19 protein-coding genes are annotated in these 14,650 nt (G+C 52.0%); 14 read left to right on the plus strand and 5 right to left on the minus strand.

Annotated elements, in window-relative coordinates; all coding sequences use genetic code 11:
* Nucleotides 1–6 precede the first annotated feature (6 nt).
* A complete protein-coding gene (locus FEK43_RS21115; protein ID WP_001148908.1) occupies nt 7–411 on the plus strand; it encodes an OsmC family protein in 405 nt (134 codons plus the stop codon).
* A gap of 54 nt (nt 412–465) precedes the next feature.
* Here the strand turns inward: FEK43_RS21115 and FEK43_RS21120 are convergent, their stop codons facing one another.
* From FEK43_RS21120 to FEK43_RS21135, 4 genes are read right to left on the minus strand one after another with little or no spacing between them, the layout of a single operon-like run.
* On the minus strand, nt 466–1,335 hold the full coding sequence (locus FEK43_RS21120) for a phosphoribulokinase (RefSeq protein WP_130261007.1): 870 nt from the start codon (nt 1,333–1,335) through the stop codon (nt 466–468).
* Nucleotides 1,336–1,388: 53 nt separating this feature from the next.
* Nucleotides 1,389–1,607 (minus strand): YheU family protein, encoded by a 219-nt coding sequence (locus FEK43_RS21125; protein WP_064527543.1) that lies wholly within the window; start codon nt 1,605–1,607, stop codon nt 1,389–1,391.
* Nucleotides 1,601–2,623 (minus strand): hydrolase, encoded by a 1,023-nt coding sequence (locus FEK43_RS21130; protein ID WP_135408024.1) that lies wholly within the window; start codon nt 2,621–2,623, stop codon nt 1,601–1,603. Before FEK43_RS21130 ends, FEK43_RS21125 begins: the two co-directional genes overlap by 7 nt.
* Complete coding sequence (locus FEK43_RS21135; protein ID WP_135408021.1) at nt 2,623–4,536, minus strand: ABC transporter ATP-binding protein; 1,914 nt, start codon at nt 4,534–4,536, stop codon at nt 2,623–2,625. Before FEK43_RS21135 ends, FEK43_RS21130 begins: the two co-directional genes overlap by 1 nt.
* A gap of 130 nt (nt 4,537–4,666) precedes the next feature.
* Here FEK43_RS21135 and kefG point away from each other — a divergent pair, with 130 nt between their 5' ends.
* The 4 genes from kefG to slyD all read left to right on the plus strand — a co-directional run bounded on the left by kefG (nt 4,667) and on the right by slyD (nt 7,918).
* Nucleotides 4,667–5,218 (plus strand): glutathione-regulated potassium-efflux system ancillary protein KefG, encoded by a 552-nt coding sequence (kefG, locus tag FEK43_RS21140; protein WP_001297514.1) that lies wholly within the window; start codon nt 4,667–4,669, stop codon nt 5,216–5,218.
* Entirely contained in the window at nt 5,218–7,023 is a 1,806-nt protein-coding gene (kefB, locus tag FEK43_RS21145; protein WP_000399122.1) for a glutathione-regulated potassium-efflux system protein KefB, read from the plus strand. Before kefG ends, kefB begins: the two co-directional genes overlap by 1 nt.
* Nucleotides 7,024–7,032: 9 nt before the next feature.
* Nucleotides 7,033–7,233 carry a YheV family putative zinc ribbon protein gene (locus FEK43_RS21150; protein ID WP_001007734.1) on the plus strand — a complete coding sequence of 67 codons (201 nt, stop codon included), beginning with the start codon at nt 7,033–7,035 and terminating at the stop codon, nt 7,231–7,233.
* 94 nt (nt 7,234–7,327) lie between these two features.
* On the plus strand, nt 7,328–7,918 hold the full coding sequence (gene slyD, locus FEK43_RS21155) for a peptidylprolyl isomerase (protein WP_000861334.1): 591 nt from the start codon (nt 7,328–7,330) through the stop codon (nt 7,916–7,918).
* Between the two features lie 48 nt (nt 7,919–7,966).
* On the opposite strand, the gene FEK43_RS21160 is transcribed toward slyD, so the two are convergent.
* Nucleotides 7,967–8,185 carry a protein SlyX gene (locus FEK43_RS21160; protein WP_064527535.1) on the minus strand — a complete coding sequence of 73 codons (219 nt, stop codon included), beginning with the start codon at nt 8,183–8,185 and terminating at the stop codon, nt 7,967–7,969.
* Nucleotides 8,186–8,405: 220 nt separating this feature from the next.
* Here FEK43_RS21160 and fkpA point away from each other — a divergent pair, with 220 nt between their 5' ends.
* The 9 genes from fkpA to FEK43_RS21205 all read left to right on the plus strand — a co-directional run.
* Nucleotides 8,406–9,218: an FKBP-type peptidyl-prolyl cis-trans isomerase gene (gene fkpA / locus FEK43_RS21165; protein WP_130208921.1), complete on the plus strand. Its 813-nt coding sequence runs from the start codon at nt 8,406–8,408 to the stop codon at nt 9,216–9,218.
* A 166-nt stretch (nt 9,219–9,384) separates the two neighbouring features.
* Complete coding sequence (locus tag FEK43_RS21170) at nt 9,385–10,107, plus strand: transcriptional regulator (RefSeq protein ID WP_000091466.1); 723 nt, start codon at nt 9,385–9,387, stop codon at nt 10,105–10,107.
* Nucleotides 10,107–10,493: a sulfurtransferase complex subunit TusD gene (tusD, locus tag FEK43_RS21175; protein ID WP_001209689.1), complete on the plus strand. Its 387-nt coding sequence runs from the start codon at nt 10,107–10,109 to the stop codon at nt 10,491–10,493. Before FEK43_RS21170 ends, tusD begins: the two co-directional genes overlap by 1 nt.
* Nucleotides 10,493–10,852 (plus strand): sulfurtransferase complex subunit TusC, encoded by a 360-nt coding sequence (gene tusC, locus FEK43_RS21180; protein WP_130261005.1) that lies wholly within the window; start codon nt 10,493–10,495, stop codon nt 10,850–10,852. Before tusD ends, tusC begins: the two co-directional genes overlap by 1 nt.
* Nucleotides 10,853–10,859: 7 nt before the next feature.
* The gene (gene tusB, locus FEK43_RS21185; RefSeq protein ID WP_130261004.1) at nt 10,860–11,147 is read left to right on the plus strand and encodes a sulfurtransferase complex subunit TusB; all 288 of its coding nucleotides are present in this window, start codon (nt 10,860–10,862) and stop codon (nt 11,145–11,147) included.
* 125 nt (nt 11,148–11,272) lie between these two features.
* Complete coding sequence (gene rpsL / locus FEK43_RS21190; RefSeq protein ID WP_000246815.1) at nt 11,273–11,647, plus strand: 30S ribosomal protein S12; 375 nt, start codon at nt 11,273–11,275, stop codon at nt 11,645–11,647.
* Nucleotides 11,648–11,743: 96 nt separating this feature from the next.
* Nucleotides 11,744–12,214, plus strand: coding sequence for a 30S ribosomal protein S7 (gene rpsG / locus FEK43_RS21195; protein ID WP_001138043.1), 471 nt, complete (start codon nt 11,744–11,746; stop codon nt 12,212–12,214).
* 96 nt (nt 12,215–12,310) lie between these two features.
* Nucleotides 12,311–14,425, plus strand: coding sequence for an elongation factor G (gene fusA / locus FEK43_RS21200; protein ID WP_130208915.1), 2,115 nt, complete (start codon nt 12,311–12,313; stop codon nt 14,423–14,425).
* A 70-nt stretch (nt 14,426–14,495) separates the two neighbouring features.
* Nucleotides 14,496–14,650, plus strand: a 155-nt coding sequence (locus FEK43_RS21205) for a GTP-binding protein (protein ID WP_001690099.1), incomplete at its 3' end; no start/stop codon positions are given.

Genomic DNA, 14,650 nt, shown 5'->3' on the forward strand with positions numbered 1-14,650 from the left:
CCGATTATGCAAGCGCGTGTGAAGTGGGTTGAAGGGTTAACTTTTTTGGGTGAATCCGCCTCTGGTCACCAGATTTTAATGGATGGCAACTCTGGCGATAAAGCGCCCAGCCCGATGGAAATGGTGCTGATGGCGGCGGGTGGCTGTAGCGCCATTGATGTGGTTTCTATCCTGCAAAAAGGGCGTCAGGATGTGGTTGATTGTGAAGTAAAACTAACCTCTGAACGCCGCGAAGAGGCTCCGCGCCTGTTTACCCATATCAATTTGCATTTTATCGTCACCGGTCGCGACCTGAAGGACGCAGCGGTTGCGCGTGCGGTGGATCTCTCTGCTGAGAAATATTGTTCAGTGGCGCTGATGCTGGAAAAAGCCGTGAATATTACCCACTCGTATGAAGTGGTCGCCGCGTGATTTAACTACCCCGTTGTGACGCCGGATAGTATTTTATCCGGCCTATTAGCGGCGCTACTCGATTTTCTTCCCTTCCATCAGTCGTTGCACCAGCGGCAGCATAATTAACTCCATTGCCAGACCCATTTTGCCGCCCGGCACCACTAATGTATTGATGTGGGAAATGAATGAGCCCTGCAACATCGCCAGTAGCCAGGGGAAATCAATCCCTTCCAGATTACGAAAATGGATCACCACAAAGCTTTCATCCAGCGATGGAATGCCTTTTGCCGCGAACGGGTTTGAAGTGTCGACGGTGGGAACGCGCTGGAAGTTAAGATGGGTGCGGGAAAACTGCGGCGTGATGTAGTTGATATAGTCTTCCATTGAACGCACTACAGAGTCCATCACCGCTTCTCGTGAGTGCCCGCGCTCGCTGGTGTCGCGGATGAGTTTTTGAATCCACTCCAGGTTAACGATAGGCACTACGCCAACCAGTAAATCCACATGCTGCGCAACGTTATGCTGTGGTGTGACCACGCCGCCGTGCAAACCTTCATAAAACAGCACATCGGTGGGTTCCGGTAGCGCCTGCCACGGGGTGAATGTGCCTGGCACCTGATTCCACGGCACGGCTTCGTCGTAGGTATGTAGATATTTGCGAGATTTCCCTTTGCCGCTCTGGCCGTATTCAATAAAGGTCTGTTCCAGCAGGCCGAAGTCGTTGGCTTCGGGACCGAAGTAGCTGATATGCCGCCCGGCGTCGCGCGCTTTGCGGATCGCCATGTCCATTTCCGGGCGGGTGTAGCGGTGAAAACTGTCGCCTTCCACCTCGGCGGCTTGCAGATTTAACTGGGCGAATATTTTACGAAACGCGAGGCTGGTGGTGGTAGTCCCCGCGCCGCTGGATCCTGTTACCGCAATGACCGGATGTTTGGCAGACATAGTAACTCCATGACTTGGCTATCATTATTATTTCGTCCGCCGACGGTTGCAGGTTATTCGCGAAACTGACTGCGCGGCATGATATTGACCGTCTCGTGCAGTTCCGACCAGACCAGTACCGCTTCTCCGCACTGTAGCTGGCGTTTGACGTCGGCGACTTTCTGTTCAAGCGTACGCTCTTGTTCACCATAATCGGTGCCTTCACGTAACACAAAGCTTTCAATTAAATTTTCCAGCGTTTCAGGGGAGATGTCTTGCCAGGGAATCAACATGATTTCGCCTCCAGATACGTTGTTAACCAGTCAGGAATGCGTGACTCCAGCCACATTTGCGGGTGAAGTAATGTACCGCCAATAAAACCAACATGACCCCCATGTTCGGTCAGTTGATACTCTACTTGCGGAGGAAGATTTTCCGGTTTCGGGATCACCTGGTGATCCATAAACGGATCGTCTTTGGCGTGAATAATCAGCGTCGGTTTGGCGATCCGGTTCAGCATCGGCATGGCGCTACACTGACGATAATAGTCGATAGCGTCGGCGTAGCCGTGAATTCTGGCGGTGATCAGATCGTCAAATTCACGGATGCGACGTACCGATTTTAACTGCGCGAGATTAATCGGTAGCGTACCGGGGTAGGCCGCCAGCTTGCGCGCCGCATTGGCTTTTAGCAGGTTCAGCAAATAACGTTGATAAACGCGGGAAAAGCCCTTTTCCATATGGTAACTACAGGCTTCCAGCACAAACGGCGCGGAGACAATCACTGCCGCATCAATCGGGAGATCATTGCCTTCTTTTGCCAGCAAACAGGCCAGCATATTACCGCCGAGCGAATAGCCGACGGCAGCCGTTGGCGAATGACCAAACTCACGTTGCAGCCAGCGTAAAAACCAACTGGCGTCTTCGGTTTCGCCCGAATGGTAAATGCGGTGCATGCGATTAGGTTCACCGCTGCATCCGCGAAAATGCATCACCACACCCAGCCAGCCGCGCTTTTTCGCCGCATCAACCAAGCCGTGGGCGTAAGGGCTATTGAGACTGCCTTCCAGACCATGAAACACCACCAGACGCGGTTTATGCTGCGCTTGTGTGGGATCTTCACTCCACGCGAGATCAACAAAATCGCCGTCGGGCAACTCCAGCCGCTGCCAGTGCGGAGTGAATTTCACCTGACGACGAAACAGACGCGGCAGCATGGTTTGTAGATGGCAATTGCTGAAACCGCGCATAGGGATGAATTCAGCACTGCTGCTGAATTCATTGGCATCGGTCGTCGTTATCTGCGCCATCAGTTGCTTTGGCCTTCCTGCAGCATCTGCTCAAGCTGCTCCTGGGCCTCCAGCCATGCCATTTCGCACTCTTCCAGCCCGGATTTAGCGCTCGCTTGTTGTTGCAGGCAGGCGGTCAGTTCCGCTTTACGGTTCTGGTCGTACAGTTCGCTGTCGCCCAATTTTTCTTCCGCCTGCGCCAGTTGCGCGTTCAGCTTCTCCATCTCTTTTTCCAGACGGGCGATCTCTTTACGCAGTGGCTGGGTTTGCGCACGCAGCTCCGCTTCCCGACGCTTCTGATCTTTACGTGCCTGGGCGCTGTTCGCGTTCTCTTTTGGCGCGTCGTCGGCCTGGTTTTCCTGCTTTTGTACGTCGCTCAACCACTGTTGATAATCTTCCAGATCGCCGTCGAACGGTTCGACTTTACGATCGTGAACCAGATAGAGATCGTCAGTGGTGGAACGCAGCAAATGACGGTCGTGCGAGACGACAACCAGCGCGCCTTCAAACTCGATCAACGCTTCAGTCAGTGCCTGACGCATGTCGAGGTCAAGGTGGTTGGTCGGTTCGTCGAGCAGCAGCAGATTCGGGCGCTGCCAGACAATTAATGCCAGCACCAGGCGGGCTTTTTCACCACCGGAGAAACGGCGCGTCTCTTCAGTCACTTTATCGCCCTGGAAACCAAAACCGCCCAGGTAGTCACGCAGTTTTTGCTCCAGCTCCTGCGGCGCTAAACGTGCCAGATGTTGAATAGGCGATTCGTCGGCGCGCAGGTATTCCAGTTGATGCTGGGCGAAGTAGCCGAGTTTGATCCCTTTCGCCAGACCAATTTCACCGCTGACAGGCGCAAGTTCACCGGCTAACAGTTTGATTAATGTCGATTTACCCGCGCCATTGCGACCTAGCAGACCAATGCGCGAACCGGGGACCAGATTCAGTTTTATTGAGTCGAGAATAATGCGATCGCCATAGCCCGCACTGACTTTTTCCATCTTCAGTAACGGATTTGGCAGGCTTTCCGGCGCGCGGAAGCTAAAGCGGAACGGGTTGTCGACGTGCGCCGGGGCAATCAGCTCCATACGCTCGAGCATCTTAATGCGGCTCTGGGCCTGCTTCGCTTTGGTGGCTTTGGCACGGAAACGGTCGATATAACTTTGCAGATGCGCTACGCGTTCCTGCTGGCTTTCATACATTGCTTGTTGCTGCGCCAGACGGGTGGCGCGCTGTACTTCAAACGAACTGTAGTTGCCGGTGTACTCGAACATGCTTTGTTGTTCGATATGAATAATTTTATCCACTATCGGATCGAGGAAGTCGCGGTCGTGAGAGATCAGGATCAGCGTGCCCTGATAGCTCTTCAGCCATTTTTCCAGCCAGATAACGGCATCGAGATCGAGGTGGTTAGTCGGTTCGTCGAGCAGCAGTAAGTCTGAACGGCAAATCAGCGCCTGGGCAAGGTTAAGACGCATACGCCAGCCACCGGAGAAATCACTCACCGGGCGCTCCAGTTGTTCATTGCTGAAACCGAGGCCGTGCAGCAGGCTGGCGGCGCGGGAGCGAATACTCCATGCGTCGATAGCGTCCAGCTTGCCGTGAATGGTCGCGATGGCATGCCCGTCGTTACGTTCGTTGGCGTCGTGTAGCTGCGCTTCCAGTTGGCGATATTCACGGTCGCCATCAATGACATATTCCAGCGCCGCTTGCGGTAACGCCGGCGTTTCCTGATTCACCCACGCCAGTTGCCAGCTTCCCGGAAAGGTGTAGCTGCCGCCGTCGGCGCTGATTTCATTTTTCAGCAATGCCAGCAGGGTAGATTTACCACAGCCGTTTTTACCCACCAGGCCGACTTTCTGCCCGGGGTTGATGGTGGCGGTGGCATTATCCAGCAGGACGCGCACGCCGCGACGAATTTGTAACGAGGAGAAAACAATCATAAGGCGCCGTATGTTCAGACTATGTTAACTTATCATTATGATAATGTAATGTATGGGCGAGCTGCCGCACCGGGCGCAATGGTAGCCCAAAACAGCGACTATACACAAAAACCATACCGGGAGGGGGATGATGTCTCAGCCAGCGAAAGTTTTGCTGCTGTATGCCCATCCGGAATCTCAGGACTCGGTGGCAAACCGGGTACTGCTTAAACCGGCCACGCAGCTCAGCAATGTTACCGTGCACGACCTTTACGCGCACTATCCCGATTTTTTTATTGATATCCCCCGTGAGCAGGCATTACTGCGCGAGCACGAGGTGATTGTCTTTCAGCATCCTCTTTATACCTATAGCTGCCCGGCGCTACTGAAAGAGTGGCTGGACCGGGTATTAAGTCGTGGTTTTGCCAGCGGGCCGGGGGGAAACCAACTGGCGGGAAAGTACTGGCGTAGCGTGATTACCACCGGCGAGCCGGAAAGTGCTTACCGTTATGACGCATTGAATCGCTACCCGATGAGCGATGTTCTGCGCCCCTTTGAACTGGCGGCGGGCATGTGCCGGATGCATTGGTTAAGCCCCATCATTATTTACTGGGCGAGACGGCAAAGCGCACAGGAGCTGGCGAGCCACGCCAGAGCCTACGGTGACTGGCTGGCAAATCCACTGTCTCCAGGAGGCCGCTGATGGAAGGTTCCGATTTTTTACTCGCAGGAGTGCTGTTTCTCTTCGCGGCGGTGGCTGCGGTGCCGTTGGCATCGCGGCTGGGTATTGGCGCTGTGTTGGGATATTTGCTGGCAGGGATTGCAATTGGCCCGTGGGGACTGGGGTTTATTAGCGACGTCGATGAGATCCTCCATTTTTCAGAGCTCGGCGTGGTATTCCTGATGTTTATCATCGGCCTGGAGTTGAATCCCTCCAAGCTTTGGCAACTGCGGCGTTCGATTTTTGGCGTAGGCGCGGCACAGGTGCTGTTAAGCGCGGCGTTGCTGGCGGGATTATTGATGCTGACGGATTTCGCCTGGCAGGCGGCAGTGGTCGGTGGCATTGGCCTTGCGATGTCTTCAACTGCAATGGCGTTGCAATTGATGCGTGAGAAAGGGATGAATCGCAGCGAATCCGGCCAGTTAGGTTTCTCGGTGTTACTGTTTCAGGATCTGGCGGTGATCCCGGCACTGGCGTTAGTGCCGTTGTTGGCGGGGTCAGCAGATGAACATTTCGACTGGATGAAGATCGGCATGAAGGTGCTGGCGTTTGTCGGCATGCTGATTGGCGGGCGCTATTTACTGCGTCCGGTATTCCGCTTTATTGCAGCTTCTGGCGTGCGGGAAGTGTTCACTGCCGCGACGCTGCTGCTGGTGTTGGGTTCCGCATTGTTTATGGATGCGCTGGGACTGTCGATGGCGCTCGGTACGTTTATTGCAGGCGTGCTGCTGGCGGAAAGTGAATATCGCCATGAACTGGAAACGGCTATCGATCCGTTTAAGGGGTTGCTGCTCGGGCTATTTTTTATCTCGGTCGGGATGTCGCTCAACCTCGGGGTGCTTTATACCCATCTGTTGTGGGTAGTGATAAGCGTGGTTGTGCTGGTGGCGGTGAAAATTCTCGTGCTGTATCTACTGGCGCGACTGTATGGCGTGCGTAGCTCAGAGCGAATGCAGTTTGCTGGTGTATTGAGTCAGGGTGGTGAGTTTGCCTTTGTACTCTTTTCTACCGCTTCTTCACAACGCTTATTCCAGGGCGACCAGATGGCGCTGTTGCTGGTGACGGTGACGCTTTCCATGATGACCACGCCGCTGCTGATGAAGCTGGTGGATAAATGGCTATCCCGCCAGTTTAACGGACCGGAAGAAGAAGACGAAAAACCGTGGGTCAACGATGATAAACCGCAGGTCATTGTCGTGGGCTTTGGGCGTTTTGGTCAGGTGATTGGTCGTTTGCTGATGGCAAATAAAATGCGCATTACTGTGCTGGAGCGGGATATCAGCGCTGTTAACCTGATGCGTAAATATGGCTACAAAGTTTATTACGGCGACGCCACGCAGGTAGATCTTTTACGTTCTGCGGGTGCAGAGGCCGCAGAGTCTATTGTCATTACCTGTAACGAGCCGGAAGACACCATGAAGCTGGTGGAGATTTGCCAGCAACACTTCCCGCATTTGCATATTCTTGCGCGAGCACGCGGACGTGTGGAAGCGCATGAGTTATTACAGGCAGGGGTGACGCAGTTTTCCCGTGAGACATTCTCCAGTGCGTTAGAGCTGGGGCGCAAAACGCTGGTTACGCTTGGGATGCACCCGCATCAGGCACAGCGGGCGCAGCTGCATTTTCGTCGCCTGGATATGCGTATGCTGCGGGAGCTTATCCCGATGCATGCCGATACCGTACAAATTTCTCGCGCCAGGGAAGCCCGACGCGAACTGGAAGAGATTTTCCAGCGTGAGATGCAACAAGAACGACGCCAGCTGGACGGCTGGGATGAATTTGAGTAGAGGGTAAAGATGGCAATCCGAAAACGTTTTATCGCGGGCGCAAAATGCCCGGCCTGTCAGGCGCAAGATTCCATGGCGATGTGGCGCGAAAATAATATTGATATTGTTGAATGTGTTAAGTGTGGACACCAGATGCGTGAAGTCGATAAAGAAGCCCGCGATCACGTTCGCAAAGATGAACAAGTGATCGGGATTTTTCATCCGGACTAGCGATATGCGCCGAGTTTTTTTAAGCTAGTGAGTACACGGCTGCAGAATTCCGCTACAATCTGCGCCACTATTCTTCCCATGCTCAGGAGATATCATGAAAGTAGCAAAAGACCTGGTGGTCAGCCTGGCCTATCAGGTACGTACAGAAGACGGTGTGTTGGTTGATGAGTCTCCGGTGAGTGCGCCGCTGGACTATCTGCATGGTCACGGTTCCCTGATCTCTGGCCTGGAAACAGCGCTGGAAGGTCATGAAGTTGGCGACAAATTTGATGTCGCTGTTGGCGCGAACGACGCTTACGGTCAGTACGACGAAAACCTGGTGCAGCGCGTTCCTAAAGACGTATTTATGGGCGTTGATGAACTGCAGGTAGGTATGCGCTTCCTGGCTGAAACCGACCAGGGTCCAGTACCGGTTGAAATCACTGCGGTTGAAGACGATCACGTTGTGGTTGACGGTAACCACATGCTGGCTGGTCAGAATCTGAAATTCAACGTTGAAGTTGTGGCGATTCGCGAAGCGACTGAAGAAGAACTGGCTCATGGTCACGTTCACGGTGCGCACGATCATCACCACGATCACGACCACGACGGTTGCTGCGGCGGTCATGGCCACGATCACGGTCATGAACACGGTGGCGAAGGCTGCTGTGGCGGTAAAGGTAACGGCGGTTGCGGTTGCCACTAATACCGAAAAAGTGACAAAAAAGCGGGGAATCCCCGCTTTTTTTACGCCTCAATAATGCGGCGGTGGCGTTTCTTCAGCCTGCGACGCGATGTTCGACGGCTGGCTGGCTTTTAACTTCTCGGTCAGCAGACGCAGATGATCGCGCAGTTTCGCCATCTCCATTTCATGAGCGGTCACCGTGACGTTCAGTTCTTCAATGGTGATTTCCTGAAAAGCCAGCCGGCTCTCCAGTTCTGCCAGGCGTGCTTCCAAAGTTAAATCCTGCATGATTCACCTCTTTTGTCGAATGGTCGCCGCGGATTCTACTTAACTTTGCTGCCCGAGACAGCACTCATTTCGCAGTCATCGAAACTAATTTAAACAAAAAGAGTCTGAAAATAGATGATAATAGGGCGTATCTGTATGTAGATTTGTTCGACAACGTTTTATAGTACCTTTCTGATAATAGTTAACCCAGGGGTGAGATGCCCCGATCCTGGAGATATGGATGAAATCACTGTTTAAAGTAACGCTGCTGGCGACCACAATGGCCGTTGCCCTGCATGCACCAATCACTTTTGCTGCCGAAGCGGCGAAACCAACTGCAACTGCTGACAGCAAAGCAGCGTTCAAAAATGACGATCAGAAATCAGCTTACGCGCTGGGTGCTTCGCTCGGTCGTTACATGGACAATTCTCTGAAAGAACAAGAAAAGCTGGGCATCAAACTGGATAAAGATCAGCTAATCGCGGGTGTTCAGGATGCATTTGCTGATAAAAGCAAACTCTCCGATCAAGAGATCGAACAGACTCTGCAAGCGTTTGAAGCACGCGTGAAGTCCTCCGCTCAGGCGAAGATGGAAAAAGATGCTGCTGATAACGAAGCAAAAGGTAAAGAGTACCGCGAGAAATTTGCCAAAGAGAAAGGTGTAAAAACCTCTTCAACTGGCCTGGTTTATCAGGTAGTGGAAGCTGGTAAAGGCGAAGCACCGAAAGACAGCGATACTGTAGTGGTGAACTACAAAGGTACGCTGATCGACGGTAAAGAGTTCGATAACTCATACACCCGTGGTGAACCGCTCTCGTTCCGTCTGGACGGCGTGATCCCTGGCTGGACTGAAGGTCTGAAGAACATCAAGAAAGGCGGTAAGATCAAACTGGTTATTCCACCAGAGCTGGCTTACGGCAAAGCGGGCGTTCCGGGGATCCCACCGAACTCTACTCTGGTATTTGACGTAGAACTGCTGGATGTGAAACCAGCACCGAAGGCTGATACGAAGCCAGAAGCAGATGCTAAAGCAGCAGATTCTGCTAAAAAATAAGCATTAAAAACCGCCGCCTGACCAGGCGGCGGTTTTTTTATTGCAGGCCGGATATAATTAGTGCTGGAAAGCGGAACCTCCGCTGTATTAATTTAATTACCCGCATCATTAATGAGCCTGCCCTGAAAAGTTAACGACAGGCTCCTGAAAAGGAGTGTTTTTTTTCATGTCCAGGTCGCTTTTAACCAACGAAACCAGTGAGTTGGATTTACTGGATCAACGTCCTTTCGACCAGACCGATTTTGATATTCTGAAATCCTACGAAGCGGTGGTGGACGGGTTAGCGATGCTCATTGGTTCCCACTGTGAAATCGTTTTGCACTCTTTGCAGGATTTAAAATGTTCAGCCATTCGTATTGCCAACGGCGAACATACAGGCCGGAAGATTGGCTCGCCAATTACCGATCTGGCACTGCGTATGCTGCACGACATGACGGGAGCGGATAGCAGCGTTTCTAAATGCTACTTTACTCGCGCCAAAAGCGGCGTATTAATGAAGTCCCTGACCATCGCGATTCGTAACCGCGAACAGCGTGTAATTGGTCTGCTGTGCATCAATATGAATCTTGATGTTCCCTTCTCGCAGATTATGAGCACTTTTGTGCCGCCAGAAACCCCGGACGTCGGTTCAAGTGTCAACTTTGCGTCTTCGGTTGAAGATCTGGTTACCCAAACACTGGAGTTCACCATTGAAGAAGTGAACGCCGATCGTAATGTTTCTAATAACGCCAAAAATCGTCAAATCGTGTTGAATCTTTACGAGAAAGGCATTTTCGATATCAAAGATGCGATCAACCAGGTTGCTGATCGTCTCAACATCTCCAAACATACTGTTTATCTCTATATCCGTCAGTTCAAGAGCGGTGATTTCCAGGGGCAAGATAAGTAATGCGTTTTGCCATCGTGGTGACCGGGCCAGCATACGGAACGCAACAGGCGAGTAGTGCTTTTCAGTTTGCACAGGCGCTGATAGCAGAAGGCCATGAGTTGAGTAGCGTCTTTTTCTACCGGGAAGGGGTCTATAACGCTAACCAATTGACCTCACCGGCAAGCGACGAATTTGACCTTGTGCGCGGCTGGCAACAGTTGAATGCGCAACATGGTGTGGCACTGAATATCTGCGTAGCGGCAGCGTTACGCCGCGGTATCGTCGATGAAACTGAAGCAGGAAGACTGGGGCTGGCCTCGTCAAACCTTCAGCCGGGATTTACCTTAAGCGGACTTGGCGCTCTGGCAGAAGCCTCGCTAACCTGTGACAGGGTGGTACAGTTCTGATGAAACGAATAGCGTTTGTCTTTTCTACTGCGCCTCATGGCACCGCGGCTGGTCGTGAGGGATTAGATGCTTTACTGGCAACTTCCGCTTTAACTGACGATCTCGCCGTCTTCTTTATCGCCGATGGCGTTTTTCAGCTTCTGCCAGGACAAAAGCCCGATGCGGTGCTGGCGCGTGATTACATTGCCACTTTTAAATTGTTGGATCTGTACGACATTGAACAGTGCTGGGTTTGTGCGGCTTCTCTGCGCGAGCGCGGGTTAGATCCGCAGACACCATTTGTTGTCGAAGCCACGCCGCTTGAAGCAGAAGCCTTACGCAGCGAACTCGGCAACTACGATGTTATTTTGAGATTTTGAGGCGTACATGCTGCACACATTACATCGCTCACCCTGGCTGACAGATTTTCCTGCGCTGCTGCGTCTGCTCAGTGAGGGCGACGAACTGCTGTTATTGCAGGATGGCGTAACTGCCGCAGTTGACGGCAACCGCTACCTTGAAAGTCTGCGTAATGCCCCCATTAAGGTTTATGCCCTGAACGAAGACCTCATTGCCCGCGGTTTGAGTGCTCAAATTTCGAACGATATCATCCCAATTGACTATACTGATTTCGTCAGACTTACGGTTAAGCACACCAGCCAGATGGCCTGGTGACGGCGGGATCGTTGTATATTTCTTGACACCTTTTCGACACCGCCCTAAAATTCGGCGTCCTCATATTGTGTGAGGACGTTTTATTACGTGTTTACGAAGCAAAAGCTAAAACCAGGAGCTATTTAATGGCAACAGTTAACCAGCTGGTACGCAAACCACGTGCTCGCAAAGTTGCGAAAAGCAACGTGCCTGCGCTGGAAGCATGCCCGCAAAAACGTGGCGTATGTACCCGTGTATATACTACCACCCCTAAAAAACCGAACTCCGCACTGCGTAAAGTATGCCGTGTTCGTCTGACTAACGGTTTCGAAGTGACTTCCTACATCGGTGGTGAAGGTCACAACCTGCAGGAGCACTCCGTGATCCTGATCCGTGGCGGTCGTGTTAAAGACCTCCCGGGTGTTCGTTACCACACCGTACGTGGTGCGCTTGACTGCTCCGGCGTTAAAGACCGTAAGCAGGCTCGTTCCAAGTATGGCGTGAAGCGTCCTAAGGCTTAATGGTTCTCCGTTAAGTAAGGCCAAACGTTTTAACTTAAATGTCAAACTAAACTCGTAGAGTTTTGGACAATCCTGAATTAACAACGGAGTATTTCCATGCCACGTCGTCGCGTCATTGGTCAGCGTAAAATTCTGCCGGATCCGAAGTTCGGATCAGAACTGCTGGCTAAATTTGTAAATATCCTGATGGTAGATGGTAAAAAATCTACTGCCGAATCTATCGTATACAGCGCGCTGGAGACCCTGGCTCAGCGCTCTGGTAAATCTGAACTGGAAGCATTCGAAGTAGCTCTCGAAAACGTGCGCCCGACTGTAGAAGTTAAGTCTCGCCGCGTTGGTGGTTCTACTTATCAGGTACCAGTTGAAGTCCGTCCGGTTCGTCGTAATGCTCTGGCAATGCGTTGGATCGTTGAAGCTGCTCGTAAACGCGGTGATAAATCCATGGCTCTGCGCCTGGCGAACGAACTTTCCGATGCTGCAGAAAACAAAGGTACTGCAGTTAAGAAACGTGAAGACGTTCACCGTATGGCCGAAGCCAACAAGGCGTTCGCACACTACCGTTGGTAATCCCTTCGGAGTTTTAGTCACCAGGCGGGCGCTTCCAGTAAGCAGCCCGCTTTGGGCTACTTAAATTGAACGCCTAAAAGATAAACGAGGAAACAAATGGCTCGTACAACACCCATCGCACGCTACCGTAACATCGGTATCAGTGCGCACATCGACGCCGGTAAAACCACTACTACCGAACGTATTCTGTTCTACACCGGTGTAAACCATAAAATCGGTGAAGTTCATGACGGCGCTGCAACCATGGACTGGATGGAGCAGGAGCAGGAACGTGGTATTACCATCACTTCCGCTGCAACTACTGCATTCTGGTCTGGTATGGCTAAGCAGTATGAGCCGCATCGCATCAACATCATCGACACCCCGGGGCACGTTGACTTCACAATCGAAGTAGAACGTTCCATGCGTGTTCTCGATGGTGCGGTAATGGTTTACTGCGCAGTTGGTGGTGTTCAGCCGCAGTCTGAAACCGTATGGCGTCAGGCAAACAAATATAAAGTTCCGCGCATTGCGTTCGTTAACAAAATGGACCGCATGGGTGCGAACTTCCTGAAAGTTGTTAACCAGATCAAAACCCGTCTGGGCGCGAACCCGGTTCCGCTGCAGCTGGCGATTGGTGCTGAAGAACATTTCACCGGTGTTGTTGACCTGGTGAAAATGAAAGCTATCAACTGGAACGACGCTGACCAGGGCGTAACCTTCGAATACGAAGATATCCCGGCAGACATGGTTGAACTGGCTAACGAATGGCACCAGTACCTGATCGAATCCGCAGCTGAAGCTTCTGAAGAGCTGATGGAAAAATACTTGGGTGGTGAAGAACTGACTGAAGCAGAAATCAAAGGTGCTCTGCGTCAGCGCGTTCTGAACAACGAAATCATCCTGGTAACCTGTGGTTCTGCGTTCAAGAACAAAGGTGTTCAGGCGATGCTGGATGCGGTAATTGATTACCTGCCATCCCCGGTTGACGTACCTGCGATCAACGGTATCCTGGACGACGGTAAAGACACTCCGGCTGAACGTCACGCAAGTGATGACGAGCCGTTCTCTGCACTGGCGTTCAAAATCGCTACCGACCCGTTTGTTGGTAACCTGACCTTCTTCCGTGTTTACTCCGGTGTGGTTAACTCTGGTGATACCGTACTGAACTCCGTGAAAGCTGCACGTGAGCGTTTCGGTCGTATCGTTCAGATGCACGCTAACAAACGTGAAGAGATCAAAGAAGTTCGCGCGGGCGACATCGCTGCTGCAATCGGTCTGAAAGACGTAACCACTGGTGACACCCTGTGTGACCCGGATGCGCCGATCATTCTGGAACGTATGGAATTCCCTGAGCCGGTAATCTCCATCGCAGTTGAACCGAAAACCAAAGCTGACCAGGAAAAAATGGGTCTGGCTCTGGGCCGTCTGGCTAAAGAAGACCCGTCTTTCCGTGTATGGACTGACGAAGAATCTAACCAGACCATCATCGCGGGTATGGGCGAACTGCACCTCGACATCATCGTTGACCGTATGAAGCGTGAATTCAACGTTGAAGCGAACGTAGGTAAACCGCAGGTTGCTTACCGTGAAACTATCCGCCAGAAAGTTACCGATGTTGAAGGTAAACACGCGAAACAGTCTGGTGGTCGTGGTCAGTATGGTCATGTTGTTATCGACATGTACCCGCTGGAGCCGGGTTCAAACCCGAAAGGCTACGAGTTCATCAACGACATTAAAGGTGGTGTAATCCCTGGCGAATACATCCCGGCCGTTGATAAAGGTATCCAGGAACAGCTGAAAGCAGGTCCGCTGGCAGGCTACCCGGTAGTAGACATGGGTGTTCGTCTGCACTTCGGTTCTTACCATGACGTTGACTCCTCTGAACTGGCGTTTAAACTGGCTGCTTCTATCGCCTTTAAAGAAGGCTTTAAGAAAGCGAAACCAGTTCTGCTTGAGCCGATCATGAAGGTTGAAGTAGAAACTCCAGAAGAGAACACCGGTGACGTTATCGGTGACTTGAGCCGTCGTCGTGGTATGCTCAAAGGTCAGGAATCTGAAGTTACTGGCGTTAAGATCCACGCTGAAGTACCGCTGTCTGAAATGTTCGGATACGCAACTCAGCTGCGTTCTCTGACCAAAGGTCGTGCATCATACACCATGGAATTCCTGAAGTATGATGAAGCGCCGAGTAACGTTGCTCAGGCCGTAATTGAAGCCCGTGGTAAATAAGCCTAAGGGTTAATACCAAAGTCCCGTGCTCTCTCCTGAAGGGGAGAGCACTATAGTAAGGAATATAGCCGTGTCTAAAGAAAAATTTGAACGTACAAAACCGCACGTTAACGTTGGTACTATCGGCCACGTTGACCACGGTAAAACTACTCTGACCGCTGCAATCACCACCGTACTGGCTAAAACCTACGGCGGTGCTGCTCGTGCATTCGACCAGATCGATAA

The organism is Escherichia sp. E2562, from assembly GCF_005781075.1.
Lineage (GTDB): Bacteria > Pseudomonadota > Gammaproteobacteria > Enterobacterales > Enterobacteriaceae > Escherichia.

What these genes read in the sequence shown, in the direction of transcription:
- FEK43_RS21130 (WP_135408024.1), bottom strand. Translation starts at nt 2,623, where the DNA reads ATGGCGCAGATAACGACGACCGATGCCAATGAATTCAGCAGCAGTGCT.
- tusC (WP_130261005.1), top strand. Translation starts at nt 10,493, where the DNA reads ATGAAACGAATAGCGTTTGTCTTTTCTACTGCGCCTCATGGCACCGCG.
- kefG (WP_001297514.1), top strand. Translation starts at nt 4,667, where the DNA reads ATGTCTCAGCCAGCGAAAGTTTTGCTGCTGTATGCCCATCCGGAATCT.
- rpsL (WP_000246815.1), top strand. Translation starts at nt 11,273, where the DNA reads ATGGCAACAGTTAACCAGCTGGTACGCAAACCACGTGCTCGCAAAGTT.
- kefB (WP_000399122.1), top strand. Translation starts at nt 5,218, where the DNA reads ATGGAAGGTTCCGATTTTTTACTCGCAGGAGTGCTGTTTCTCTTCGCG.
- tusB (WP_130261004.1), top strand. Translation starts at nt 10,860, where the DNA reads ATGCTGCACACATTACATCGCTCACCCTGGCTGACAGATTTTCCTGCG.
- FEK43_RS21125 (WP_064527543.1), bottom strand. Translation starts at nt 1,607, where the DNA reads ATGTTGATTCCCTGGCAAGACATCTCCCCTGAAACGCTGGAAAATTTA.
- FEK43_RS21170 (WP_000091466.1), top strand. Translation starts at nt 9,385, where the DNA reads ATGTCCAGGTCGCTTTTAACCAACGAAACCAGTGAGTTGGATTTACTG.
- FEK43_RS21120 (WP_130261007.1), bottom strand. Translation starts at nt 1,335, where the DNA reads ATGTCTGCCAAACATCCGGTCATTGCGGTAACAGGATCCAGCGGCGCG.
- tusD (WP_001209689.1), top strand. Translation starts at nt 10,107, where the DNA reads ATGCGTTTTGCCATCGTGGTGACCGGGCCAGCATACGGAACGCAACAG.
- fkpA (WP_130208921.1), top strand. Translation starts at nt 8,406, where the DNA reads ATGAAATCACTGTTTAAAGTAACGCTGCTGGCGACCACAATGGCCGTT.
- FEK43_RS21115 (WP_001148908.1), top strand. Translation starts at nt 7, where the DNA reads ATGCAAGCGCGTGTGAAGTGGGTTGAAGGGTTAACTTTTTTGGGTGAA.
- FEK43_RS21160 (WP_064527535.1), bottom strand. Translation starts at nt 8,185, where the DNA reads ATGCAGGATTTAACTTTGGAAGCACGCCTGGCAGAACTGGAGAGCCGG.
- FEK43_RS21150 (WP_001007734.1), top strand. Translation starts at nt 7,033, where the DNA reads ATGGCAATCCGAAAACGTTTTATCGCGGGCGCAAAATGCCCGGCCTGT.
- FEK43_RS21135 (WP_135408021.1), bottom strand. Translation starts at nt 4,536, where the DNA reads ATGATTGTTTTCTCCTCGTTACAAATTCGTCGCGGCGTGCGCGTCCTG.
- fusA (WP_130208915.1), top strand. Translation starts at nt 12,311, where the DNA reads ATGGCTCGTACAACACCCATCGCACGCTACCGTAACATCGGTATCAGT.
- slyD (WP_000861334.1), top strand. Translation starts at nt 7,328, where the DNA reads ATGAAAGTAGCAAAAGACCTGGTGGTCAGCCTGGCCTATCAGGTACGT.
- rpsG (WP_001138043.1), top strand. Translation starts at nt 11,744, where the DNA reads ATGCCACGTCGTCGCGTCATTGGTCAGCGTAAAATTCTGCCGGATCCG.